Below are 23,770 nucleotides of genomic sequence, written 5' to 3' on the forward strand. Positions count from 1 at the left end.
AAATCATTTATAGATTTATGGAGACCAACATCCTTGTTGGATCTCCAATGGCCATTTACCTTGAATTAGATGCTACTAAAAACTATTAAATTATGCAATACATAACTTAATTATGAATTGCATAATTTTAGTAATATTAAATTAAGTAATTTTAAAATTAATGGTCAGTTTCCAAATTTTGATTATGATTTCTACAATAAGCTCCGCCATCCATTTGATTTAGGAAAACTTATGATCTTAGTCAGCGCCTGTTTAATTGGTGAACCTGTTCGATATGATGGTAAATCTTGTCCAAATACTTTACTTAAGCAGCTATTACTCAATAAAAAAGCCCAATCATTATGTCCAGAGTTATTAGGCGATTTTACGACTCCTCGTTTACCCGCAGAAATTGTGGGCGGAACAGGTCAAGATGTGCTTGATGGCAAGGCAAAAATTACCGATTCATCCGGTTTAGATGTGACAGACTTATATTTGAAAGGCGCTTACCGCACTTTAGAAATTGCACAGCAAATAAAAGCAAGCTGTGTGGTCTTAAAAGAAAATAGCCCTTCTTGTGGTAGTCAAAAAATTTATAACGGGACTTTTCAAGGTGAAAAAATTGTTGGAACTGGGATTACCACAGCACTATTGCAGCGCCATGGTTTTAAGGTAATTTCTGAAAATGAAATTGAAGATTGGTTAGCTATCAATCCTCTTTAAAAAATTACTCAACTTTGCTTTTAGTGGTTTCATTTTCATCTTTACGACTTGCCCAATAAGTTGCAAGCGCAGGACCTGAAATATTATGCCAAAGACTAAAAATGGCACTTGGTACTGCTGTAATAGGCGACGCTGCAAAATGTACTGCTGCAAGCGCAACACCTAAGCCTGAGTTTTGCATTCCCACCTCAACAGCAATTGCCTTACTGTCTGCATAAGGCAATTTAAAGAATCGCGCTGCTGTAAAACCTAATAAATACCCCAATCCATTATGTAAGATCACTACAGCCAAAATGAGTAAACCCGACTGTAGAATGGCAGCTTTGCTGCCACCAATAATCGCAGCCACAATCGCTACAATTGCAATAACGGAAACTAACGGCATGACTTGAATATAGGACTCGACTTGACGTTTGAGCCATATTCTTAAAATCAGGCCAATCACAATGGGAAGCAAAACCACCTGCAAAATTGAAATAAACATCGAAGCCGCATCAATTTTTAACCATTGGCTGGCAAGTAGATAGAAAATAGCAGGCGTTAACACGGGTGCTAAAAGCGTTGATACCGATGTACAAGCCACCGATAAAGCCACATTGCCTTTGGCCATATAGGTAATCACGTTTGAAGCTGTTCCACCTGGACAGCACCCCACTAAAATAACCCCCACCGCAATTTCGGGAGGCAAATTAAATAATTTACATAAGATAAATGCTAAACCTGGCATCACCACAAACTGCGCCACTACCCCAATCAACACCGCTTTAGGACTTTGTAATACCCCTTTAAAATCATCTACAGTCATGGTCATTCCCATGCCAAGCATAATAATGCCCAAAATCCATGGAATGTAAGCTTTGAGCCAAACAAAAAATTCAGGCTGCCATAGCGCTAGTGCTGCAAAAACAATGACCCATAAGGCAAAAGTTTTTTGAATAAATTGGGTAAAGCGCAGTAATGCAGACATTCTTTCTATCCCTAAAAATTAAAATACTAGACCAATAGACTTAGCGGTCACCCAACAGATCAGTCGATTGAATACGAATAATTCCTTGTTGCTGCATGGTTTGCCATGCTTGTTCTAACGAACCATTCAAATCAATAGCTTTACAAGCATCTTCAATCACTAAAGTTTTAAAACCTTGCTTAACTGCATCTAAAGCAGTCCATGCCACGCAAAAGTCCGTAGCAATCCCCACCACATACACCGTATCAATGCCGCGCTCTTTTAAGTAACCCGTTAAACCCGTCATTGTGGAATGATCTGCTTCCATAAAAGCCGAATAACTATCAATATGAGCATGAAAACCCTTCCGAATAATGAGTTGAGCTTTCGGAATGTTTAAATCTGGATGGAACTCGGCATCTTGAGTGCCTTGTACGCAATGCTTGGGCCAGAGCACCTGCGGCCCATAGTCGAGTTCAATGGTTTCAAATTGCTGCTTACCCGAATGGTTTTGTGCAAAAGATATATGATTATCGGGATGCCAATCTTGTGTCAGAACAATATTTTCAAAACAATCAGCAAGTTGGTTAATCGTTGGAATAATTGTATCAGCATCGGCAACTGCTAAATTTCCACCGGGTGTAAAACCATTTTGTACATCAACTACGATTAAAACCGCATTTTGTGGTTGTTTATTCATTTTCATGTCATCTTCAATCCCAACCGGGAAAATTGCATTCTATCTTGCCATAAAAAAAGCCCATATTAAGTAAGGCTCAGTTGAATCAAGCTGTATTGTTATATTTACTCCCCTTCTCACCCCTACAATAACAAGAACATCCTATCTTTTCCTCAAGTTTACATCGCGATTATCTGTTAGGCGTATTGTTCTTATGCGTCTGATCAGTCATAATTTGCATAATTGTCATTCAACAATCTGTTATTGTTAGAACTGGACAATCAAAATACTGCAACCATCCCACATTTTGTTTTTCTTACCTCAGATTCGGATGGATAAATAGGATATTTTTAAAAATGACTCAGCAAGCACAGACCATTCAAGGCTCAATCGTCGCAATCGTCACTCCAATGTTGAAAGACGGCGGTGTAGATTGGAAGGGTCTTGAGAAGCTGGTTGAGTGGCACATAGAACAAGGTACAAACAGTATTGTAGCCGTCGGTACAACCGGCGAAGCCTCAACATTGAGCATGGAAGAGCACACACAGGTTATTAAAGAAATTATTCGTGTAGCCAATAAACGTATTCCAATTATTGCCGGTACTGGTGCAAACTCAACCCGTGAAGCAATCGAATTAACTAAAGCTGCTAAAGAGCTTGGCGCAGATGCAGCCTTACTTGTTACGCCATATTATAATAAGCCAACTCAAGAAGGCCTCTACCAACACTATAAAGCGATTGCTGAAGCCGTAGAATTACCTCTTGTTCTTTATAACGTACCAGGCCGTACTGGTGTAGATCTTGCAAACGACACCGCTGTACGTTTAGCAGAGATCCCTAATATTGTTGGTATTAAAGATGCAACAGGTGACGTACCTCGTGGTAAAGCTTTAATCGAAGCTTTAAATGGCAAAATGGCTGTCTATTCAGGTGATGATGAGACTGCGTGGGAACTTATGCTTCTTGGTGCAGACGGTAATATCTCGGTTACAGCAAATGTTGCCCCTAAAGCAATGAGTGAAGTATGCGCTGTTGCAATTGCCAAAGATGAACAACAAGCGAAGACGATTAACAATAAGATTGCAAATTTACACAATATTCTATTTTGCGAATCAAACCCAATTCCTGTGAAATGGGCACTACATGAGATGGGACTGATTGATACTGGTATTCGTTTACCACTCACTCCTCTCGCTGAGCAATATCGCGAACCTCTCCGCAATGCCCTAAAAGATGCGGGAATTATTTAATAAGAGCAATTTATGATGCAATTACGTCTTGGTTTAGTCCTTGCAGTTTCAGCCTTAAGTTTAGTTGGTTGTGGTCGCTTCGCAATTAATAATCACTCTTTAGATTATAAAAATGCCAAGCAACTTGCCCCGCTTGAGTATCCTGCCGATGCAACTGTACGACCAGCGACACCTTTGTATCCTGCACCAACTGTTGACCAGCTCGCTATCGAGCACGCGCCGAAGTTTGAAAACCAGCGTGGTAACCGTTTTGCATTGCCACGTCCTGAACAAACACAGGGCGGCAATGCAACAGCAGATGCATCTGCTCAAACGACAACTGCGCTTGGACGCCCTCAGCTTGTGACCGACGGTAATAAAAACCCATTATTAAAAGTTGATGGGAATACAACCGAGATCTGGCAATACACCAAAGCAACCCTAAGCACTTTAAATTACAACATCATCGCCCAAGGCAGTAATCAGGCGACGATTAAAGTAAATGACAATACTTATGTGCTTAAACTTACTGGTGTAGGTTCAAGTCATACTCTTGCTCTATTTAATGTAGACAACACTTTTGCAAGCCCAGATATGGCTGCTGAAGTGTTAAACCAGATTTACCAAAATTGGCCAGCCTAGCCGTTTACTAGGCATTTTTTTTAAAAAGGTTCCCTCATGTTAAAACAAACCTTGCTCTATACTGGTAAAGCAAAATCTGTATATGAAACAGACAATGCCGACCATCTGATTTTAGTCTTTCGTGATGATGCCTCTGCGTTCAACGGCGAAAAAATCGAACAACTAGATCGTAAAGGCAAGGTGAACAACCGTTTTAACGCCTTCATCATGGAAAAACTTGCTGCGGCAGGTATTGAAACGCATTTTGAAAAATTGCTTTCTCCAACTGAAGTGCTTGTTAAAAAACTTCAAATGATTCCAGTTGAATGTGTCATTCGTAACTACGCAGCTGGTTCTCTATGCCGTCGCTTAGGTGTAGAAGAAGGTAAAGAGTTAACTCCTCCTACATTTGAATTGTTCTATAAAGATGACGGTTTAGGCGACCCGATGGTTAACGAATCTCAAGCGATTGCTTTAGGTTGGGCGACTGCTGAACAATTAGAGCAAATGAAAGTGTTAACTTACCAAGTAAACGATGTATTAAAAGCATTATTTGCTGAAGGCAACATGATCTTGGTGGACTTCAAGCTTGAATTCGGTGTTTTCCATGACCGTATCGTGCTTGGTGATGAATTCTCTCCAGACGGCTGCCGTCTATGGGATAAAGACTCTAAGAAGAAACTCGACAAAGACCGTTTCCGTCAAGGTTTAGGTGGTGTTGTTGAAGCTTATGAAGAAGTTGCTGCTCGTTTAGGCGTAGATTTATCTGACATCTAATCGTTCAAACTTCATAAAAAACCGGGCTAAAGCCCGGTTTTTTACATGAGGCACTTCAGAAAATAAACAATGTAGACAGATTTGTCTATTAAAATAAATTATCACTTGCACAAACTCAATTTAAAACACTAAAATCAAAAAAAACATTATGTACTTCACAATAATTAAATTTCAAAATTAGGATAAAGCTATGGAAATATCTAAGCTTGAAAAGAGATTAATGAATCATCCAATCCATTTTGGTGAAAATCCTGTGGTCTTATTAACTAACTTTAGCAGTTCTGCCTTAAAACAAGGCTGGAGTCAGGCAGAGGTTGAATCTGTTATTGCAAAAGCCTCTCAAGGCGACTATATGGCACTTATCCGTACCTTGAGAGCTTATACATTCTTTTAAATTTATTACTGTCACCTCATTCAATTTATAAAAAGACACATAAAGCTGTTAGGAATCGACTAGATTTATCTCAAATACTGCCTTAACAATAAATAAAAACTAGAAATATAAAATAATTTATTCAGTAAGGAGTAAATCTGATGGATCATGAAATAGAGGAAAAAAAGGTCGATCAAACCTTAAGCTGGCGTGAAAAAATGGCAGTAGAAGAACATGAAAAACTGTCACCCCGACTGGTCTATGAAATTATCCGCCGTGATGGTGCTGAGGAACTAGATCGTCCGACAGCTGCACTGATCTTTTCGGGGATTGCTGCGGGTTTGGTCATCAGTTTTTCATTTGTATTTAAAGCCATTATCGCTTCTTATCTTCCGGCTGATGCAATCTGGACCGATTTAATCACCAATATTGGTTATACCATTGGCTTCCTGATCGCTATTTTAGGCCACATGCAACTCTTTACCGAGAATACCATCACCACAGTTGTACCTTTATTCAAGCCATTTACTCTCGATAAATTACGAGCGGTGGGCCGATTATGGGGGATTGTGATTCTATGCAACATCATTGGAACAGCTTTGGCGAGTTTATTTTTCCTCACTACTCACCTGTTTACTCCAGATATCGATAAGGCACTAGATGAACTCGCCCTTCATGTGGGTTCCTTTTCTGCCACCCAGAATCTGCTCAAAGGTATTATGTCAGGGCTGTTAATTGCTGCATTGGTCTGGATGTTGCCCTCTGTCAGTAATAAATTTCTGCTCATCTTTTTCATGACCTATTTGATAGGACTAGGTGACTTTACCCATGTAGTGGTTGGTTCTACAGAAATGTCCTATCTGGTCTGGCAAGGAGAAGCTTCCATTAATGACTATCTATTTACTTTTCTAGTCCCCACTACCATTGGCAACATTGTGGGTGGTACAGGCGTGTTTACGCTGCTGATCTATGGTCAGGTAACTGAAGAATTGGAATAGCTACTGGCTGCTACATGCAGCCTGATGCAATCAATAGGTTATTGTTCCTGCTGCCATCTACGTTGTTGCAATCGCTCACCTTCAACCTCACGCTTATTTCTTGCAGACTCATAAAGTCTTGTACCTTTTAACTCAGGCGGCAAATAGTCTTGTAATACAAAGTGCTCAGGGTAATCATGCGGATAAAGATAGTTTATCCCATAGCCTTGTTGTTTCATGAGCTTGGTTGGAGCATTTCTCAAATGCAAAGGCACAGGTAAATTCGCTGTTTTTTCAGCAAGTTCCAGAGCTTTATTAATTGCTAAATAAGTACTATTACTTTTTGCACTGGTTGCTAAGTAAACCGCAGTTTGGCCTAGAATAATTCGAGCCTCAGGCATACCTACCGCTTGTACAGAGCGGAAGCACTCACCTGCAAGTAATAGCGCATTTGGGTTAGAGTTTCCGATGTCTTCTGAGGCAGCAATCAGCATACGTCTGGCAATAAAGACAGGATCTTCTCCGCCTTTAAGCATGCGTGCCATCCAATACAGGGTTGCATCTGGATCACTACCCCGAATTGATTTAATAAAGGCAGAAACTAAATCGTAATGCTGCTCACCCGATTTGTCATAACGCGCAATATTCTGCTGAGCGACTTTTACCACAACCGCATTGGTAATTGTGTTTTCAACTTCTGGCTCAAAGGTACTTGCAATCAAGTCCAGTAAATTCAGTGCTTTTCGAGCATCACCTGCCGCAAATTGAATAAGTGCGTCATACTCTTCAATATGAATGTAACGGTCTTTTAAGAATTTATCGGCTTGAAGTGCATTATTAATGAGCGTCTGGATTGCCTCACTGTCTAAACTATTTAAAGTGTAGACCTGACAACGAGATAAAAGCGCACTGTTCACCTCAAAAGATGGATTTTCGGTAGTCGCGCCAATTAAAGTAATTTTGCCCTTTTCAACTGCCCCCAATAAAGCATCTTGCTGTGACTTATTAAAACGATGAATTTCATCAATAAAAACCACAGGAGTCAGTAAATCACCACTTTCCGCAATGACTTCACGTAATTCTTTTACGCCCGTATTCAGCGCAGATAAGCTTACAAATGGACGGTCTATCGCTTGAGCCAAAAGCAAAGCAATTGTTGTTTTACCTACACCTGGTGGACCCCAAAAAATAATAGAAGGCAAATGCCCCTGATCAATCATTTGACGTAAGGGTGCATGTTCACCTAATAAATGATCTTGCCCAATAATTTCAGACAAGTCTCTCGGGCGCAGGCGTTCGGGAAGTGGAATATGGGTGTCTGACATTTCAAATAGCTTTATCGTCTTTTCACTATAGTCTATTGTGTCTCACAGAAATCTACAATTTGAATCTATGAGACACATCCTTTATTTACAAGCTAATTCATAGCATTAAGATGCTTTTTTACTCAGCTTCAGTAAACGTGCGTTTGAGCCATCTTCAATCACCCAAATCGAACCGTCTTGTGTTTCGTGTAAACCACGAATACGTTTTTTCATATCTAACCTTTCTACTTCTTTCACAGGTTTATGCTCTAAATCCACCACAATAATTGCTTCTGAAGATAACCCGCCAATTAAGGCTTTATTTTGCCATGCAGGAAATTGTTGTCCGCGATAAATAATCAGGCTTGACGGAGAAATTACAGGAGTCCAATCAATTTCAGGTGCTTTAAATTCTGGGCGAATATGATGATCTGGAATAGGTTGACCTGAATAATGGTCTCCATTTGAAACGATTGGATAACCATAATTTTCACCTTTTAGGATGACGTTAAGCTCATCACCACCTTTAGGCCCCATTTCCACCACCCAGAGCTGTCCTTGGTGATCAAAAGCCATACCTAAAGGATTACGGTGTCCCAGTGACCATATTTCAGCAGTCACTCCACCTTGCTTATAAAAAGGGTTACCTACGGCTGCTGAACCATCCTCATTTAAGCGTAAAATTTTACCCAAATTGCTTTTCATGTTTTGGGCAGGATCAAACTTTTGTCGTTCACCTGAACTCACCCAAAGCTTACCATCTGCGCCAAAAAGTATACGATGCCCATAATGGCCTTGCCCCGAAACTTTGGGTACTTGCTGCCAAATTTGCTTCATCTCTGTAAGTTTAGGCTGATTGGGGTTAGATAAATCTAATTTCGCACGTGCAATCACCGCTCCAGATCCGCCTTGCCCTTTTGTAGCATAACTTAGATAAATCCAGTGATTTTTAGCAAAGTCAGGGTGTAAAACCACATCTCCTAACCCACCTTGCCCACCGTAATTCACCGCTGGAACCCCTTGGACATCCAACATTTGTTTATTTTTAGGATTAAAAATTTTTAATTTACCTTGGCGCTCTGTCAGTAATAAGCGCTGATCTGGCAAACTGGTTATTGCCCAAGGTTCATTTAAATTGGCAACTGTTTCAACTTGATATGCTTGTTTAACTGGAACGGGCTTTTCTGTTTTTGCAGCCGTATTTTGTTCAAGATTTTTTGAATTGGTATTATTAGAGCCGCAAGCCATTAACAAAAGAAAGCTACTACATAATAACGGGGCTGCTAGTCGTCTCATCATTTTTATCTCCTTTTGTTTTTATTGTTATATAACGGAGATGAGCAAAAAATTTACGATAAAAGTGTTACTTTATTATACGCTGTAATTAGATATCTCTTTTGTAGACTGAATTAACGTACCCATCGTACGACATAATCTTCAAGATCATCTTCATGGACATCAACTTCAGAAATACAACGTCCCGCAACTGACTTTTTCGCCTTAACCACACTTTGTCTAGAGCCCGTATTCAAATAGTGCCAAGAAGGTAAATTTTTTCCTTCATTCAAACGCTTATAAGCACAGCTCGATGGTAACCAGTGGATTGTTTTTAAAGACTCTACTGTTAATTGCAAACAGTCAGGCACTTGTTGCTGACGATTAGAGTAGTCCGAACAACGTCCTGTACTACAATCAAGTAACTTACATGCCACTTTGGTATAAGCCACCTCATGGGTATCTTCATCTTCGAGTTTTACCAGACAGCACAAACCACACCCATCGCATAAAGCTTCCCACTCGATTTGAGTCAGTTGCTCTAGCGGATAGTTTTTCCAAAAGAGTGGACGAAGTGAGGTCTCGGTAGACATAATTTTTTAGCAGCTGATGAGATGAAACAGTGTCTAAGTATAGCATTGAAGTGCTATATACGAAAAAAGAAGCTGTATTCGTAGTATCACAAAATGATTGTTTAATATACATTTCAACCACATAAACGACACATTCGGTGTAAAAAACACGCTATATAGTAAAACGACAATGAAAAATAAGGAGGACAGCATATGTTCCGTTGGGCGATAATTTTTGCAGTGATTGCACTCATTGCCAGTCTATTAGGGTTTGGTGGTGTTGCAGGGTTATCTAAAGACTTTGCCGTGATTTTATTAGTTATAGCTGTAATTCTTGCTGTAATTGGATTCATTTCGCGCGGCCGGACTTAATTTAATCATGACCACATAAAAAAGAAGGAACTAGTTTCCTTCTTTTTTATTGCGCTAAATTTCTATCTTTTGTTTTGATGTAGATTCTTACATTGTTATTTATATTACTTTTATCTTTTTATGCTTTAATCAAGCGTGTTTAAATCTCTTTAAATTTCAGGATTAAGGTTATGACTACAGCAATTAAAACCCGTGAAATTCAATATACTGCACCAGATGGCAGCCAACTCATTGGTTACTTTGCGGCTCCAGATAGTGAAACACCTGTTGCGGGTGTAATTGTTGGTCCTGAGTGGTGGGGTCGTAATGAATATACGGAACAACGTGCACGTGAGCTTGCTGAACATGGCTATGCTGCGCTTGCAATTGATATGTATGGCGATAAAAAAGTGACCTCGACTGCAGCTCAAGCCTATGAATGGATGATGCAGACATTTGAAAATTTAGATACGGTTACCGATCGTGCCAATGCAGCGCTTCAAACTCTAGCGGCCCAACCAGAAGTAAACAGTGAAAAACTTGCTGCAATTGGCTTCTGCTATGGTGGCAAAGTCGTGTTAGACCTTGCTCGCGCAGGTGCGCCACTTAAATCAATTATAACGTTCCATGCTACATTAGCTCCGAAAGCACCTGCTCAAAAAGGCAGCATTCAAGGTGAAGTTTTAGTACTACATGGTGAACTAGACAGCATGGTCACCTTAGAAGATGTTGCTAATTTTGAAAAAGAGATGCAAGCTGCTGAGGTTAAACACGAAGTAGTGGTTTTAGAAGGTGCTAAACATGGCTTTAGTAACCCGCTTGCAGATGAAAAAGCTAAAGCGAACGGTGTAGACCTTGGCTACAATAGCGAAGCGGAAAAACAAGGCCTTGCTAAAATGTACGCTTTATTAGATCGTACTCTAAAATAAAAGAAGCAAATTTGGAGCAAATGATTTTTTTGCATTTGCTCCCTTAAATGTTTATGACTTTGCAATATTTTTACTGTATTTTTTAAACCATACTTCAATAACTATACTCCCGTTGAGCTAGAGCAAAGCCTAGTCTTATTTCCCGCACTCGGGGTTTAATGGAATAACATGAGAGGATACAACAATGACTGACAAGAAATGTCCGTATTGCGAATTTGATGAATATGACATCATTGATAAGAATGAATTTGCCGTAATTTTGCCTGATTCTAATCCGTTATCTAAAGGCCACTGTGTAGTAACACCACTGCGCCATGTTAGTTCTTTTTTTGACATTACATCTAAAGAACACCAAGGGTTGCTTACACTTCTTGAAATTGCCCGTCATGAAACCCAGCTTCGTCATCAACCAGATGGCTTTCATATTGGCTTTAATGATGGTGAAGTTTTTGGAAAAACTTCAGATCATTTCCACATTCATGTCATTCCTTACTATAAAAACCAGCCGTTGAAACTTGATCAACTTTGGGGTGTACAAAAGGATTAATCCTTTTTATACATGAAACAGAGGTTGCCCATTATCAGGTAATCTCTGTTTTAAGATATCCTCGTTCTTTGCCTGCTTTAAACAAAATTTACCCACAAATTTCAGCTATAATTTAGCCCTTACTTTTCTTCTATAGCTGTTCATGCCCGACTTTTCTTTTTCTGATGCCCTTTTAAACTGGTTCGATCAACATGGTCGTCATGATTTGCCGTGGCAAGTCGCAGATGATCCATACAAAGTTTGGGTTTCTGAAATTATGTTGCAGCAAACTCAGGTTAAAACAGTTCTGCAATATTTTGACCGCTTTATGGAGCGCTTCCCAACTGTAGAAGCTTTAGGTCATGCAACTTGGGATGAAGTAGCACCTTATTGGGCGGGTCTGGGCTATTACGCTCGTGCACGCAATTTGCATAAAGCTGCTGGCCTTGTCACTCAGCAAGGTAAGTTTCCTGAAACACTAGAAGAATGGATTGCGCTACCTGGCATTGGTCGCTCTACCGCAGGTGCACTCATGTCTTTGGGTTTACGTCAGTACGGCGTGATTATGGATGGCAACGTGAAACGCGTATTAGCCCGTTTTTTTGCCATTGAAGATGATTTAAGCAAACCACAGCACGAACGTGAAATGTGGAAACTCGCTGAAGAGCTTTGCCCTACTCATCGTAATCATGACTACACTCAAGCGATTATGGATCTCGGCGCAACGATCTGTACGCCTAAAAAACCTCTTTGTTTATATTGCCCAATGCAAGCTCATTGTCAGGCTTACCAGCAAAGTTTAGAACAAGAACTGCCTTTTAAGAAACCGAAAAAAACTCCGCCTGTTAGAACAGCAGATGTTGTTATTATCCAGTGTGAAGATGAATGGTTCTGGCAACAACGCCAAGCTCATGGTTTATGGGGTGGTTTGTTCTGTTTACCAATTTTAGAAAATGAACATGAACGACTGAGCTTGAGTCAGCAATTTAAACTACAGCCTCAACCACAAGCTTTTCAGATCAGCCATAGCTTCACTCACTTTACATGGTTACTTAATGCTCATGTGTTCCACGTGGAACCTGACCAAAAAGAGCATCTGGCCATTGAACTTGAAGGCCAATGGTTAAGTCCAGAACAGGCCATTGCCAAAGGTGTTCCAACTGCCATGAAAAAATTGATCTCGACAAGCCGTTCATGACATAGTGGATCAAATAATTTTGATATGGCTGTGACAGGGAGTTTTTTGTGCGACGTTTTGTTTCTCATTTCTCACTTGGTTTTCTAATTATTCTATTGGCTGCCTGTGCCAGTACACCAAAAAAACCTGCACCACTTTCCCCCGCCCAAGTCAGCAAGCTTAAAAGTATGCAACTCGCAAATCGGCTACCTGTACCTGTGAAAGGGGTCGATCGAGATGAATTAAAAGACACATGGGGAGCGGCACGCAGTCAGGGTCGTAGTCACGAAGGAATTGATATTTTGGCTCCACGTGGAACCAAAGTGTACAGTACAACCGAAGGGCTTGTTGCCGATCTTCGTAATAACAATTTAGGCGGCAAAGTGATCTGGATTTTAGGCCCAGCAGGAACATGGCATTATTATGCTCATCTTGATGGTCACAAACGTGGACTAAATGTTGGTGACTACATCAAAAAAGGTGATCTAATCGGTTATGTCGGCAATACAGGTAATGCACGTTATACTTCACCACATCTTCATTACGGACTTTATCTAGATGGTAAAGGCCGTGGAGCTGTTAACCCTTATTCTTATTTACGCTAGGAACACTTTATGTCGGAAGCGCTGATCAATCGCTTAGTAGAGTTTGCCGAGTCAGGCAATCAGCAAAAGATCATTTTAAATGGCAATAGCTATCAAGGCTGGATCATGGAAATCAGTGATGATGCCCTGCTAATCAGTACCGGTTTTTCAGATAAAGTAGGTAAAGACTTTTGGTTAAAGTTTGAAGACTTAACTCAAGCTGAACTGTATTATTGGGATACTCGCCCAAATGAATGGGTGCTGTTTAAACTTTAAAATTCTAAGATAAATATAAGGAGCATCATCATGAAAACTCAACGCTGCGGATGGTGTTCCAATGATCCCCTCTATATTGCCTACCATGATAAAGAATGGGGTAAACCAGAGCATGACGAATCACGATTATTTGAAATGCTCTGTCTTGAAGGCCAACAAGCTGGCTTATCTTGGATTACCGTACTAAAAAAAAGAGAAAGTTACCGAGAGCATTTCTTTAATCATCCTATTGCTGATATTGCCGCATTTACGGATGACTTCTTAGAACTAAAACTATCAGATGCTGGTTTAATTCGTCATTTGGGTAAACTCAAAGCCATTCGTGATAATGCGATTGCATGGCAAGCACTCAAAGCCCAAGTTGGTGATGTTCCTACTTGGCTTTGGCAGTTTGTAGATGCAGCACCAAAACAGAATGATGTTGAAGATTACCGCCAAGCCCCAGCACAAACTGAACTCAGCGTAAAACTTTCAAAAACGCTTAAAAAGAATGGCTTCAAATTCGTTGGACCAACCACCTGCTATGCTTTTATGCAAGCAGTAGGCATGGTCAATGATCATGAAAATAATTGTCAATTTAAAGCTTCATAACCCACCATAACGGTTCAAATCCGCTTAAGGAGTTTCCGATGAGCAATAATACGATTCAGGCTTATGCTGCAATGCAGGCAGGTGAGAAACTGGTTCCTTACCAATTTGACGCAGGTGAATTGCAACCGCATCAGGTTGAGGTAAAAGTTGAATATTGTGGTTTATGTCATTCTGATATTTCTGTTCTGAACAATGAATGGCGCTCAACTGTTTACCCTGTGGTTGCGGGTCATGAAATTATTGGACGAATTGTTGCTTTGGGTTCAGAAGCCAAAGGTCTACAAATTGGGCAACGTGTCGGCATTGGCTGGACGGCTGAAAGCTGCCAAGCCTGTGATGAATGCATTGGTGGTCAGCAAGTACTTTGTACGGGCGGAAGTGTTGCAACAATCGTCGGGCATGCTGGTGGTTTTGCCGATAAAGTCCGTGCAGGCTGGCAGTGGGCTATTCCCCTCCCTGAAGATTTAGACGCTGAAAGTGCCGGTCCTTTACTTTGTGGCGGGATTACCGTTTTTGACCCGCTGCTTAAACATAAGATTCAAGCAACACATCATGTCGGGGTAATTGGTATTGGTGGTTTAGGTCATATGGCTATTAAGCTGCTCAAAGCTTGGGGCTGTGAAATCACAGCTTTTAGTTCTAATCCTGACAAAACAGAAGAGCTCAAAGCAATGGGCGCTGACCATGTGGTGAATAGCCGCGATACAGACGCGGTAACAGCACAAAAAGGAAAATTTGATTTATTGCTGAGCACAGTAAACGTGACCCTAAACTGGCGTGCTTTCATTTCTACGCTAGCACCAAACGGTTCGTTGCACTTCTTGGGGCTGACTCTGGAACCTGTTCCTGTTTCTGTAGGTTCACTTATTAGTGGTGCTAAGTCAGTGACAGGCTCACCTACGGGTTCACCAGCTGCACTACGTCAACTTTTGAAGTTTGCTGCACGCAAAAAAATTGCGCCTCAAATTGAGCTATTTCCAATGTCACAGCTTAATGAGGCAATTGAACGTTTACACTCAGGTCAGGCACGCTACCGCATTGTGTTGAAAGCAGACTTCGCAGAATAAAACTAACTCACGGTTTTCATCTGTTGTCGTGACCATTCCGCCAAGTCACTAATTGCTTGGCGGACATCTGCTGTTAATTCATGACCCGCATTTAAACGAATGAAATGTCGATATCGTTCATCCTCACCAAAAACATGGCCCGGCACCACAGTAATTCCTTCAGCTTTCGCAGTGTAATAAAGCGCTAAGGTATCTACATTCTTAGGTAACTGTATCCAGAGTGCATAGCCCCCTTCTGGCTGACTTAATGCAATGGGAATGCCCTCAAAGGCGCTTAAAATACAACTGCGGTACTCTTCGACTTGTCGCATCAAGTTGGGCCTTAACTGCTCTAAATGCTCTCGATAACCACGGCTATAAATAAAATCGGCCAAACCCAATTGTAGGGGCGTATTCACGCCAATATTACTTGCCAGCAGCTCAAGTCTTAAATGCTGTAGCTTTGCACTTAAACAAAACCATCCTACCCGATATGCGCTCGACAGTGACTTAGAAACTGACCCACACCAAATGACATAGCCTTCACTGTCCCAATAGCGAATCGGTAGCGGTCGCTCACCGCTGTAACCACATTCACCAAAAATATCGTCTTCAATAATAAAGCACTGATACTTTGCAGCTAATTCGGCAATCTTTTGTTTTTCTGTATTCGTTAAACAATACCCTAAAGGATTTTGATAATTGGCTGTCATCAGACAAACCTTTGCTAAACCCTGCTGCATCAATGACTCTAAACGTTCCAAATCAATACCACGATGATCTGCGGGAATTTCAATAATCTGCCGTTTTAAACTGGCTAAAAGCTGTAGTTGTCCATTAAAAGTTGGCGTCGGGATCAAAATACTATCGCCGACTTCTGTTAGGTGCTGGATGACCAAAGACAGAGCAGGTATGCAACCATTGGTAATGAAAATATCTTCTGTTGCAATGAATATTCCGTCTTCACGCCAATGATCAGATAGCGCTTTTCTTAATTGTTCATGTCCTTGTTTATTACAATAGAGAAAGTCTTGTGGCTGACAATTTTTTAAAGCTCGCTGAATAGAACGGCGTAAACCCTCTACCGGAATAAAATGCGGCGTCAACTGAATTGAACCCAACGGTACGAGATGGCTTTGTAAGGCGGCTTCTTGAATTTGATTATGCAACTCTAGATTTGAGACTTGCCGAGGTAAAGACAAAAAATCTGGGCTATCAGGAATAGGGCTAGATTGGGTACGCGCAACCACAAAATAACCTGACTTCGGTTTTACATAAATGAGTCCCCTCGCCTCAAGCAAGTCATAGCAACTTTTAGCGGTACTTAAACTAATGCTGTGCTGACGAGCAAAATCGCGTAACGAAATAAGCTTCTGATGAGGTTTAAGCTCATCTTGATAAATTCGATGTGCTAATTGATTGGCAAGAACCTGATATTGGAAAGTCATTCTGTGCTGCTTTTTTAAAAATTTCTGTATCTGTACTGGTTTATAGAACACCTTTACGCTATAGAAATCAACTTAAAGAGTAGCAAGATCATGAAATTAAAAGCTATATTATTATTTACTATTATTTTAACAGGTTGCCAACCTGAGTCAAAAAATGAGCAGTACAGACATGCAGTTTGCCAAAGTCTGATCGAAGGTTATTTAAAAATGACCAATCAACAAGACTATAAAATGGAAAAGCGCACGGATGATGAGACCAATACGATCTCTCATTATCAATATCAGCGTAATAGCTCAAATGAAGTTGTCATGGTGAACTCGGTTTATTCAAAATTATATTTTAGTTGCCGACAACAGCAAAAAAGCTTTTTCCTGGCCCAGCATTTATCAGAAGGACAAATCACTCCCATTTTAGAAGTTCATTTTCCAACTGATAGTTATGCTACTTTTAGAGAGCGTTTTTAAAACCATCTTTTAACTGTTCTGCCAAAAAATCAATAAATAAACGGATTCGTTTTGGTAGATGCTCTTGTTGATAATAGACAGCATGGATGCTTTGAAGTCTCAGCTCTATCTCATCTTCAAATAAAGCGACTAGACGACCTTCTTCTAAATCTTTCCAAACCATAAACTCTGATAAGCATGTAATTCCATGCCCACGTAGTGCAAGCTGCCGAACTGTTTCTCCATTTGAAGCTTTAATATGGGGCTGAGCTATAAAATAATCGCTGCCCACCTTAAGCGGCCAAGTATTTAAATGAGCAGGCTTCGTAAAACCAATAAGTTCATGTTCATTTAACTCATTCGGTTTCTGTGGATAGCCTGCCTGATTTAAATACTCAGGACTAGCAACCATATATAACCGACTTTTACATACCAATTTGGCACGCATACTTGAGTCATGTAGCTCACCAAATCGGAATGCGACATCAGTTTTATGCTGCAATAGATCAATCACCTGATCATTGCTATTGAGTTCAATTTCAATATGTGGATATCGCTTGCGAAAAGCATGCATTAATGGAGCAACTACATGTAAAACAAAAGGCGTAGCCGAATCAATTCGTATAAGACCAGAAGTGTCTTGATCAGACTTTTGTAATTCTTCTTCGGCAGCATTTAGCTCATTTAAAATTTTACGAGCCTTCACAAGAAACTGCTGCCCTTCTTGAGTGAGTTTCAACTTACGCGTCGTTCGCTCTAACAAAGTCACATCTAACTTCGCTTCCAAGCGCGTTAAAGAGCGGCTAACTCCTGAAGGTGTTTGTTTCAGGTGATCTGCTGCTGCAACAAAAGAACCTGTATCAACGATTGCAATAAACGCGACAAGTTCTTCAATTGTTGATTTCATGTCTTATTCCATTATTGACTAATGATCAAAGATATTTTGCTTATTCATCTATTTTTTCGCAACAATAAAAAAAGCAAAATGCACATCAAGTTAAATGATTATTCAAATTTAGGTAAACACATGAATATTCCACGTTTTGGTCTAGGTACTTTCCGTCTTAAAGAACAAGCAGTCATTGATTCTGTGAAAACTGCTTTAGACGTAGGTTACCGTGTCATTGATACTGCTCAAATTTATGACAATGAAGCAGCGATTGGTCAAGCCATTGCCGAAAGCGGTGTATCACGTCAGGACTTATTTCTAACCACAAAAATCTGGGTAGATAATTTTGCTCAAGATAAGTTTATTCCAAGCTTAAAAGAGAGCTTACAAAAGCTTCGTACTGACCATGTCGATTTAACTTTGATTCATTGGCCAGCACCAGATTTAGGGGTTTCGATTCCTGAAATCATGAAGCTTTTACTTGAAGCGAAAGAACAAGGTCTTACTAAACAAATTGGTATTTCAAACTTCAATATTGAGCTTACTCAACAAGCAATTGACACAATTGGTATAGAGCATATTGCAACCAACCAGATTGAGTTAAGCCCTTATCTTCAAAACCATAAACTTGTAAATTTCTTACAAGAGAAAAATATTGATGTCACTTCATATATGACGCTTGCGTACGGTAAAGTGCTTCAAGACCCTGTTTTAGCTGAAATTGCAGCCGCTCATAAAGCAACGACAGCGCAAATTGCACTTGCGTGGGCATTGCAACGTGGTTTTGCAGTTATTCCATCTTCGACTAAACGTGAAAACCTGATTAGCAACTTAAAAGCACAGGATATCGAGTTAACTTCAGCTGAAATGCAAATGATTGCCGAACTTGATCGTAACAGTCGTGAAGTTAGCCCAGAGCCATGGGCACCAGTTTGGGACTAAACTCATGAACACTCAATCAAATACGGCGTTCTCGTTATTGGCATTAGCCATTGGTGCCTTTGCCATTGGCACCACTGAATTCTCACCAATGGGATTGTTACCGAATATCGCGAATGATTTAGGGATTTCCATTCCAACAGCCGGAATGTTAATTACAGGTTATGCACTTGGCGTCATGCTAGGTGCCCCATTCATGACCCTATGGTTTGGTGGTTTTGCACGACGTAATGCGCTTATTTTGCTGATGGCGATCTTTACGGTCGGTAACCTGATAGCCGCGTTTTCACCCAGCTATATGAGCTTATTAGGTGCTCGTCTCATCACAAGCTTAAACCATGGTGCTTTCTTCGGAATAGGTTCAGTTGTAGCGGCAAGCATTGTGCCCGCAAATAAACAGGCCAGTGCTGTAGCAACCATGTTTATGGGTTTAACCATTGCCAATATTGGTGGTGTACCGTTAGCAACATGGGTTGGGCAAAACATTGGCTGGCGTATGTCTTTCCTTGCGATTTCTTTGCTTGGTGTGATTACCATGCTCGCTTTATGGAAAGCCCTCCCTCAAGGTATGGTTGCCCAAAAACCAAATGTGAAAGCTGAATTGAAAGTATTAATGCGTACTCCTGTAATACTTGCGTTGCTCACCACCGTACTCGGTGCAAGTGCAATGTTTACGCTCTATACCTATATTGCGCCAAGTTTGACTGAGTTTACCCATGCTTCACCGACCTTCATTACTTTTATGTTGATGTTGATTGGTGTCGGTTTTTCAGTTGGTAACCATTTAGGTGGGCGCTTTGCAGATTTGTCTATTAACAAAACTCTGATTGGTTTCTTGGTTCTGTTGATTGTGATGATGGTGACTTTCCCAATTCTTGCACAAAGTCAGATTGGAGCAGCCATTGCATTAGTGATCTGGGGTGCAGCAACCTTTGCTTTAGTTCCACCATTACAAATGCGTGTAATGTCTGTCGCTCATGAAGCACCAGGACTTGCCTCTTCAGTAAATATCGGTGCGTTTAACCTAGGTAATGCCGTAGGTGCAGCAGCAGGTGCATTAGTACTCAATTTAGGTTGGGGTTATAGCGCAGTGTCATTTGCTGGCGCATTGTTAGCTGGGTTAGGTTTGTTATTGGTTTTATTCCAGATCAAACGCGAAAACAGCCCTGCCCAAGCGTTACAGCAGTGTTCAGATTAATAAAAAAAGCGCCTGATCTCAGGCGCTTTTTTTAAATTCTTTATTTTAAAATATCTGGTAATTTCGGCTGTTCATAAATCGGACTAATTACTTCCCGCTTCATTTTCAGCAACATCTGGTAAGGTTGCTGTTGAACAAACATATTTACGAAGCTCAGCGGAATCGCACCAGCAGGGTCTGCATAACCACTGGTGGTTACTTTCACCTTATTATTTCCAAGTTTCTGGAACGTCCAATCTCCTTCGTAACGTGTTAAGCGCACGACATCGGGTTGGATCGGATAATTTCCGCTAATTGCAGTATTTTTAATTGTCACAACGCCATTTGCGGCCTTACTCATTTTGCCTTTAACAACGACATCGCGATCTTTCAAGGGAAACGGAAAATCCAACACCATATAGAGTGTGAACTCACCTTTTTTCTCATCTTGAGACAACATCTGAACTTTGCCCACATAAGGCACCCACTGTTCGGCATGATTTACATCTAAAATCACAGCGACAGCACGTTCAAGGGGCACATCAAAAGTCGTTTCTGCTTTATATTGAAAAACTGGATTATCAGTCTTTTGATAAGTCCAGACTTTAATATTATTACGGTCTAAGCTGAGTTTAGCTTTTTCTGTAGAAGCAGCCCCCGTCCAGAGGCTGCTCAAGCAAAGAAGAGTGGTCAAGGCAAGTTGTTTTTTATTCATTTTCTGCTCTATCTTGTTTTTCTCGCTACACATGGAATACGGACAGGGTTTTAAACCTGTACGTCATTCAATCCTAAAACATCTTTCATGTCATATTTACGCGCTTCACGGCCCACAACCCATGCCGCAGCTCGTACTGCACCAGCAGCAAAGTTCATACGGTTCGTTGCTTTATGAGTCACTTCAACGCGCTCACCTTCACCAATAAACATGACAGTGTGTTCACCAACAATATCACCTCCACGAATGGTTTCAAAGCCAATCGTTTGACGATCACGTGGTCCTGTATGCCCTTCACGTCCATACACAGCAACTTCTTTTAAGTTACGACCTAAAGTATCCGCAATCGCTTCACCCATCATGAGCGCTGTACCTGACGGCGCATCTACTTTATGACGGTGATGCGCTTCAATCACCTCAATATCTACTGTATCGCCAAATACTTTTGCTGCAAGCTCAAGTAACTTGATCGATACATTTACGCCCACTGAATAGTTCGCAGCGTAAACTACAGGAGTATGAGTGGCAACTTCGTCTAACTCAGCTTTTTGCTCATCTGACATACCCGTTGTGCCAATAACCATGGCAACCCCAGCTTCACGGCAAAGCTTCAAATGCTGAGCAGTCGCAACTGGTGCAGTAAAATCAATAATTACATCGCAGTCTTTCAGAACATCTGCCAAGCTTCCTGAAACCTTCACACCCACTGAACCAATACCAGCAAGCTCACCTGCGTCAGTGCCGACCAAACTACTTTCTGGACGCTCTACCGCAGCGGCCAATTGATAGCCTGCCTGTTGAACTGCTTGAATAAGCGTACGGCCCATACGACCGCCTGCACCTAAAATACCAATGCGTGGAGCTGCTGACATAATCCTTCTCAATCTTCTGTTTTACGTAATTTGTCTACTATATCAAAACTCTTTGCTCACGATAAAAAGTAAAAATTATTTTTTAAGATCAGCTGAAACTTAATCTGTTTTCACAAAAGTTAAAGAATTGATCGGCACACTACTCAGCCACGAATGAAAAAAAATGACTATTAAGGAGTTCAGCATGCATTCGAGAATTATTGGCTTTACAGTGATGATGGGGATTATGAGTTCAATGGCATTTGCAGAACCTGCAATCCAGCCAGGAGACACATTAGAAAGCTTATCTAAAGCACGTATTACAACTAACGTAAGCACTCAAACAGCAACGCCTACAGCTCAAACGAGCGTAGCAACCGATGCCAATATCGACGTCAAAGTTGAAGATATTGACCCGATTATTGGCCAAACAACAGATACACCTAAAGTAGCTCTACAGACAGAAGCAGTAGCCGCACCAGTTAACGAAAGTGCTCCGACTCTAGCTTCTAGTGAACCGACTGTAAGTGTTGATGATATTGATGTAGCCCACCCTACAGAGTAAGCAGAAGTAATTTTTTAAGCAGAATAAAAATAATAAGATGAATCAGCGCAATAAAAAGGCGGATATTTTATCAATATCCGCCTTCTTTTTAATTTCTTATCTAATCAAGTATTAATCGAACAAACGATCAAAGAATGATTTTTTCTTTGGAGAAGAAGCGCTGTCTTCACCATCAAACGAAGCTTGCAACTCTTTAAGTAATTCACGTTGACGAGAATTTAAGTTGACTGGTGTTTCTACCACAATACGGCAGAGTAAATCACCCACCATGCTGCTACGTACTGGACGAACGCCTTTGCCACGTAAACGGAATAATTTGCCTGTTTGAGTTCCCTCAGGAATCTTCAAGCTAACACGACCTTCCAAAGTAGGAATTTCAATTTCTTTACCAAGTGCAGCATCAGCAATGCTCACTGGTACATCCATATAAAGATCGGCACCATCACGTTGGAAAATTTCGTGTTCGCGAACAACCACTTCAACGTACAAGTCACCTGATTGGCCATCACGAATTGCTTCGCCTTTACCACTCAAACGAACGCGGTCACCATTATCCACACCCGCTGGAATTGTAACTTCCAACGTTTGCTGGCGATCAGCTACACCTGAACCATGACATGCCTGACAAGGGTTTTTAATAATTTTACCTTGGCCACGACAAGTACCACATGTTTGTTGTACAGAGAAGAAACCTTGTTGCATACGTACTTGTCCTGAACCATGACAAGTTTTACAGGTTTCAACATCTTTTGGATTTTTTGAACCTTTACCATCACACACATCACATGGTGCTGGAGCAGTAAAGGTAATGGTTTTTTTCACCCCTTTTACAGCTTCTTCAAGGGTAAGTTCCATTACATAGCGTAAATCTGATCCGCGACGTTGACGCTGTTGACGTCCACCACCACCGAATGCACCGCCGAAGATATCGCCGAACTGACTAAAAATATCTTCTGCACTAAATCCGCCGAAGCCACCACCACCGCCGCCAAAGCCACCTTCGAACGCATTATGTCCCATGCGATCGTACATGCTACGCTTTTCGCTGTCCGATAAAACTTCATAAGCTTCAGAAGCTTCTTTAAATTTCTCTTCAGCTTCGGCATTGTCAGGGTTTCTATCAGGATGATATTTCATCGCCAATTTACGGTAGGCTTTTTTGATCTCATCATCACTTGCGGTTTTTGAAACGCCTAAAACCTCATAATAATCACGTTTAGCCATTTTTGGCGGTGCTCCTCACGGAATTTTATCAATACTCTATTGCCGACTAAATGGGGTGCTTTAGCCGAATTTACAAGGGGAAAATGTTTAAAAAATAGATATATTAAAAAACTGCCTTATTTTTTAAATATTTAGACAAGCCTTTTAACCATGCATTTAATAGAAATAACCACGCAATAGCGCTAAAAACTACACCAGCAACTGTAGTAGCGGTTACCCAAAGATTACTATCCCATGCAAAAAAGAAGAGCGGAATAAACCAGACCACAGCAAAAATTGCCATACAAAGAAATAGAATCCCGTTTCGCATAATCCATAGTGCATGCGCATGAATCCAAACTTCTGCATTATCTACAACCGCCACTTTACGAGCGACCAAATAAGCAAAGGCCGCAAAAATAACCGTAAACAATGCAAGAAACATGAACGCATAAGAAATGACTATATAACGGCGATGCTGTTCGATATGGTCTTGCCCCATCTGTATTTCACCTCAATTCACTGCATTTTGCCTATTTTTTATGCAGTGAAATAATCCTGTATTTTTTGTGTAAAGACAGGTGCTACTATATTGGAGTTTTCA

At 40.8% G+C, this 23,770-nt stretch carries 29 protein-coding genes; 18 read left to right on the forward strand and 11 right to left on the reverse strand.

The features are described from left to right. Positions 1 to 231: 231 nt before the first annotated feature. A complete protein-coding gene (locus tag OD757_RS12555; protein WP_263032086.1) occupies positions 232 to 702 on the forward strand; it encodes a DUF523 domain-containing protein in 471 nt (156 codons plus the stop codon). Between the two features lie 4 nt (positions 703 to 706). Here OD757_RS12555 and OD757_RS12560 read toward each other — a convergent pair whose 3' ends face one another. Together OD757_RS12560 and pncA are read right to left on the reverse strand one after the other, a co-directional pair. Continuing rightward, complete coding sequence (locus OD757_RS12560) at positions 707 to 1,669, reverse strand: bile acid:sodium symporter family protein (RefSeq protein ID WP_009392474.1); 963 nt, start codon at positions 1,667 to 1,669, stop codon at positions 707 to 709. A 40-nt stretch (positions 1,670 to 1,709) separates the two neighbouring features. Then, on the reverse strand, positions 1,710 to 2,354 hold the full coding sequence (gene pncA / locus OD757_RS12565) for a bifunctional nicotinamidase/pyrazinamidase (RefSeq protein ID WP_263032087.1): 645 nt from the start codon (positions 2,352 to 2,354) through the stop codon (positions 1,710 to 1,712). Positions 2,355 to 2,683: 329 nt separating this feature from the next. On the opposite strand from pncA, the gene dapA reads away from it, so the two are divergent. The 5 genes from dapA to OD757_RS12590 all read left to right on the forward strand — a co-directional run bounded on the left by dapA (position 2,684) and on the right by OD757_RS12590 (position 6,325). Then, positions 2,684 to 3,577 (forward strand): 4-hydroxy-tetrahydrodipicolinate synthase, encoded by an 894-nt coding sequence (gene dapA, locus OD757_RS12570; protein WP_009392466.1) that lies wholly within the window; start codon positions 2,684 to 2,686, stop codon positions 3,575 to 3,577. Positions 3,578 to 3,592: 15 nt separating this feature from the next. Beyond that, positions 3,593 to 4,198: a lipoprotein-34 precursor (NlpB) gene (locus OD757_RS12575; protein ID WP_263032114.1), complete on the forward strand. Its 606-nt coding sequence runs from the start codon at positions 3,593 to 3,595 to the stop codon at positions 4,196 to 4,198. 36 nt (positions 4,199 to 4,234) lie between these two features. After that, positions 4,235 to 4,954, forward strand: coding sequence for a phosphoribosylaminoimidazolesuccinocarboxamide synthase (gene purC, locus OD757_RS12580; protein ID WP_009392416.1), 720 nt, complete (start codon positions 4,235 to 4,237; stop codon positions 4,952 to 4,954). 190 nt (positions 4,955 to 5,144) lie between these two features. Further along, complete coding sequence (locus OD757_RS12585) at positions 5,145 to 5,348, forward strand: hypothetical protein (protein ID WP_009392451.1); 204 nt, start codon at positions 5,145 to 5,147, stop codon at positions 5,346 to 5,348. A 140-nt stretch (positions 5,349 to 5,488) separates the two neighbouring features. Then, a complete protein-coding gene (locus OD757_RS12590) occupies positions 5,489 to 6,325 on the forward strand; it encodes a formate/nitrite transporter family protein (protein WP_009392381.1) in 837 nt (278 codons plus the stop codon). 38 nt (positions 6,326 to 6,363) lie between these two features. On the opposite strand, the gene OD757_RS12595 is transcribed toward OD757_RS12590, so the two are convergent. From OD757_RS12595 to OD757_RS12605, 3 genes are all read right to left on the reverse strand, one after another. Further along, positions 6,364 to 7,629 (reverse strand): replication-associated recombination protein A, encoded by a 1,266-nt coding sequence (locus OD757_RS12595; RefSeq protein WP_009392433.1) that lies wholly within the window; start codon positions 7,627 to 7,629, stop codon positions 6,364 to 6,366. A 105-nt stretch (positions 7,630 to 7,734) separates the two neighbouring features. Beyond that, positions 7,735 to 8,907, reverse strand: coding sequence for a PQQ-dependent sugar dehydrogenase (locus OD757_RS12600; protein WP_263032088.1), 1,173 nt, complete (start codon positions 8,905 to 8,907; stop codon positions 7,735 to 7,737). A gap of 110 nt (positions 8,908 to 9,017) precedes the next feature. Beyond that, positions 9,018 to 9,476 carry a YcgN family cysteine cluster protein gene (locus tag OD757_RS12605; RefSeq protein ID WP_009392380.1) on the reverse strand — a complete coding sequence of 153 codons (459 nt, stop codon included), beginning with the start codon at positions 9,474 to 9,476 and terminating at the stop codon, positions 9,018 to 9,020. A 192-nt stretch (positions 9,477 to 9,668) separates the two neighbouring features. On the opposite strand from OD757_RS12605, the gene OD757_RS12610 reads away from it, so the two are divergent. From OD757_RS12610 to OD757_RS12645, 8 genes are all read left to right on the forward strand, one after another. Next, positions 9,669 to 9,827, forward strand: coding sequence for a DUF1328 domain-containing protein (locus OD757_RS12610; protein WP_000490267.1), 159 nt, complete (start codon positions 9,669 to 9,671; stop codon positions 9,825 to 9,827). A 170-nt stretch (positions 9,828 to 9,997) separates the two neighbouring features. Then, positions 9,998 to 10,735 carry a dienelactone hydrolase family protein gene (locus tag OD757_RS12615; RefSeq protein ID WP_263032089.1) on the forward strand — a complete coding sequence of 246 codons (738 nt, stop codon included), beginning with the start codon at positions 9,998 to 10,000 and terminating at the stop codon, positions 10,733 to 10,735. Between the two features lie 184 nt (positions 10,736 to 10,919). Continuing rightward, positions 10,920 to 11,282 carry an HIT family protein gene (locus OD757_RS12620; protein WP_002119132.1) on the forward strand — a complete coding sequence of 121 codons (363 nt, stop codon included), beginning with the start codon at positions 10,920 to 10,922 and terminating at the stop codon, positions 11,280 to 11,282. 142 nt (positions 11,283 to 11,424) lie between these two features. Beyond that, positions 11,425 to 12,459 carry an A/G-specific adenine glycosylase gene (mutY, locus tag OD757_RS12625; RefSeq protein ID WP_263032090.1) on the forward strand — a complete coding sequence of 345 codons (1,035 nt, stop codon included), beginning with the start codon at positions 11,425 to 11,427 and terminating at the stop codon, positions 12,457 to 12,459. A gap of 47 nt (positions 12,460 to 12,506) precedes the next feature. Continuing rightward, complete coding sequence (locus OD757_RS12630) at positions 12,507 to 13,043, forward strand: M23 family metallopeptidase (RefSeq protein ID WP_009392391.1); 537 nt, start codon at positions 12,507 to 12,509, stop codon at positions 13,041 to 13,043. A gap of 9 nt (positions 13,044 to 13,052) precedes the next feature. Then, positions 13,053 to 13,298: a hypothetical protein gene (locus OD757_RS12635; RefSeq protein WP_001287364.1), complete on the forward strand. Its 246-nt coding sequence runs from the start codon at positions 13,053 to 13,055 to the stop codon at positions 13,296 to 13,298. Positions 13,299 to 13,328: 30 nt separating this feature from the next. Further along, positions 13,329 to 13,889, forward strand: a complete 561-nt coding sequence (locus OD757_RS12640) for a DNA-3-methyladenine glycosylase I (protein ID WP_263032091.1) — start codon at positions 13,329 to 13,331, stop codon at positions 13,887 to 13,889. Positions 13,890 to 13,927: 38 nt separating this feature from the next. Beyond that, on the forward strand, positions 13,928 to 14,956 hold the full coding sequence (locus tag OD757_RS12645; protein WP_263032092.1) for an NAD(P)-dependent alcohol dehydrogenase: 1,029 nt from the start codon (positions 13,928 to 13,930) through the stop codon (positions 14,954 to 14,956). 2 nt (positions 14,957 to 14,958) lie between these two features. Here the strand turns inward: OD757_RS12645 and OD757_RS12650 are convergent, their stop codons facing one another. Beyond that, a complete protein-coding gene (locus tag OD757_RS12650; RefSeq protein WP_263032093.1) occupies positions 14,959 to 16,383 on the reverse strand; it encodes a PLP-dependent aminotransferase family protein in 1,425 nt (474 codons plus the stop codon). 90 nt (positions 16,384 to 16,473) lie between these two features. Between OD757_RS12650 and OD757_RS12660 the strand changes: the two genes are divergently transcribed. Then, positions 16,474 to 16,848, forward strand: a complete 375-nt coding sequence (locus tag OD757_RS12660) for a hypothetical protein (RefSeq protein WP_263032094.1) — start codon at positions 16,474 to 16,476, stop codon at positions 16,846 to 16,848. On the opposite strand, the gene OD757_RS12665 is transcribed toward OD757_RS12660, so the two are convergent. Next, complete coding sequence (locus tag OD757_RS12665; protein ID WP_263032095.1) at positions 16,832 to 17,734, reverse strand: LysR family transcriptional regulator; 903 nt, start codon at positions 17,732 to 17,734, stop codon at positions 16,832 to 16,834. The two genes, OD757_RS12660 and OD757_RS12665, sit on opposite strands and share 17 nt — an antisense overlap. A 120-nt stretch (positions 17,735 to 17,854) precedes the next feature. Between OD757_RS12665 and dkgB the strand changes: the two genes are divergently transcribed. Further along, positions 17,855 to 18,658, forward strand: a complete 804-nt coding sequence (gene dkgB, locus OD757_RS12670; RefSeq protein WP_263032096.1) for a 2,5-didehydrogluconate reductase DkgB — start codon at positions 17,855 to 17,857, stop codon at positions 18,656 to 18,658. Positions 18,659 to 18,662: 4 nt separating this feature from the next. Next, positions 18,663 to 19,853 (forward strand): MFS transporter, encoded by a 1,191-nt coding sequence (locus OD757_RS12675; RefSeq protein WP_263032097.1) that lies wholly within the window; start codon positions 18,663 to 18,665, stop codon positions 19,851 to 19,853. Positions 19,854 to 19,893: 40 nt separating this feature from the next. On the opposite strand, the gene OD757_RS12680 is transcribed toward OD757_RS12675, so the two are convergent. Both OD757_RS12680 and dapB read right to left on the reverse strand, forming a co-directional pair. Then, positions 19,894 to 20,547: an START domain-containing protein gene (locus tag OD757_RS12680; RefSeq protein ID WP_263032098.1), complete on the reverse strand. Its 654-nt coding sequence runs from the start codon at positions 20,545 to 20,547 to the stop codon at positions 19,894 to 19,896. Positions 20,548 to 20,597: 50 nt separating this feature from the next. Next, a complete protein-coding gene (dapB, locus tag OD757_RS12685) occupies positions 20,598 to 21,419 on the reverse strand; it encodes a 4-hydroxy-tetrahydrodipicolinate reductase (protein WP_056481932.1) in 822 nt (273 codons plus the stop codon). Positions 21,420 to 21,603: 184 nt separating this feature from the next. Here dapB and OD757_RS12690 point away from each other — a divergent pair, with 184 nt between their 5' ends. Next, a complete protein-coding gene (locus tag OD757_RS12690; protein ID WP_263032099.1) occupies positions 21,604 to 21,963 on the forward strand; it encodes a hypothetical protein in 360 nt (119 codons plus the stop codon). Between the two features lie 111 nt (positions 21,964 to 22,074). On the opposite strand, the gene dnaJ is transcribed toward OD757_RS12690, so the two are convergent. Both dnaJ and OD757_RS12700 read right to left on the reverse strand, forming a co-directional pair. Further along, entirely contained in the window at positions 22,075 to 23,187 is a 1,113-nt protein-coding gene (gene dnaJ / locus OD757_RS12695) for a molecular chaperone DnaJ (RefSeq protein ID WP_009392415.1), read from the reverse strand. Between the two features lie 103 nt (positions 23,188 to 23,290). Next, positions 23,291 to 23,668 (reverse strand): hypothetical protein, encoded by a 378-nt coding sequence (locus OD757_RS12700; RefSeq protein ID WP_009392393.1) that lies wholly within the window; start codon positions 23,666 to 23,668, stop codon positions 23,291 to 23,293. Positions 23,669 to 23,770 lie beyond the last annotated feature (102 nt).

The organism is Acinetobacter sp. AYS6 (assembly GCF_025630795.1).
Classification (GTDB): Bacteria; Pseudomonadota; Gammaproteobacteria; order Pseudomonadales; family Moraxellaceae; genus Acinetobacter.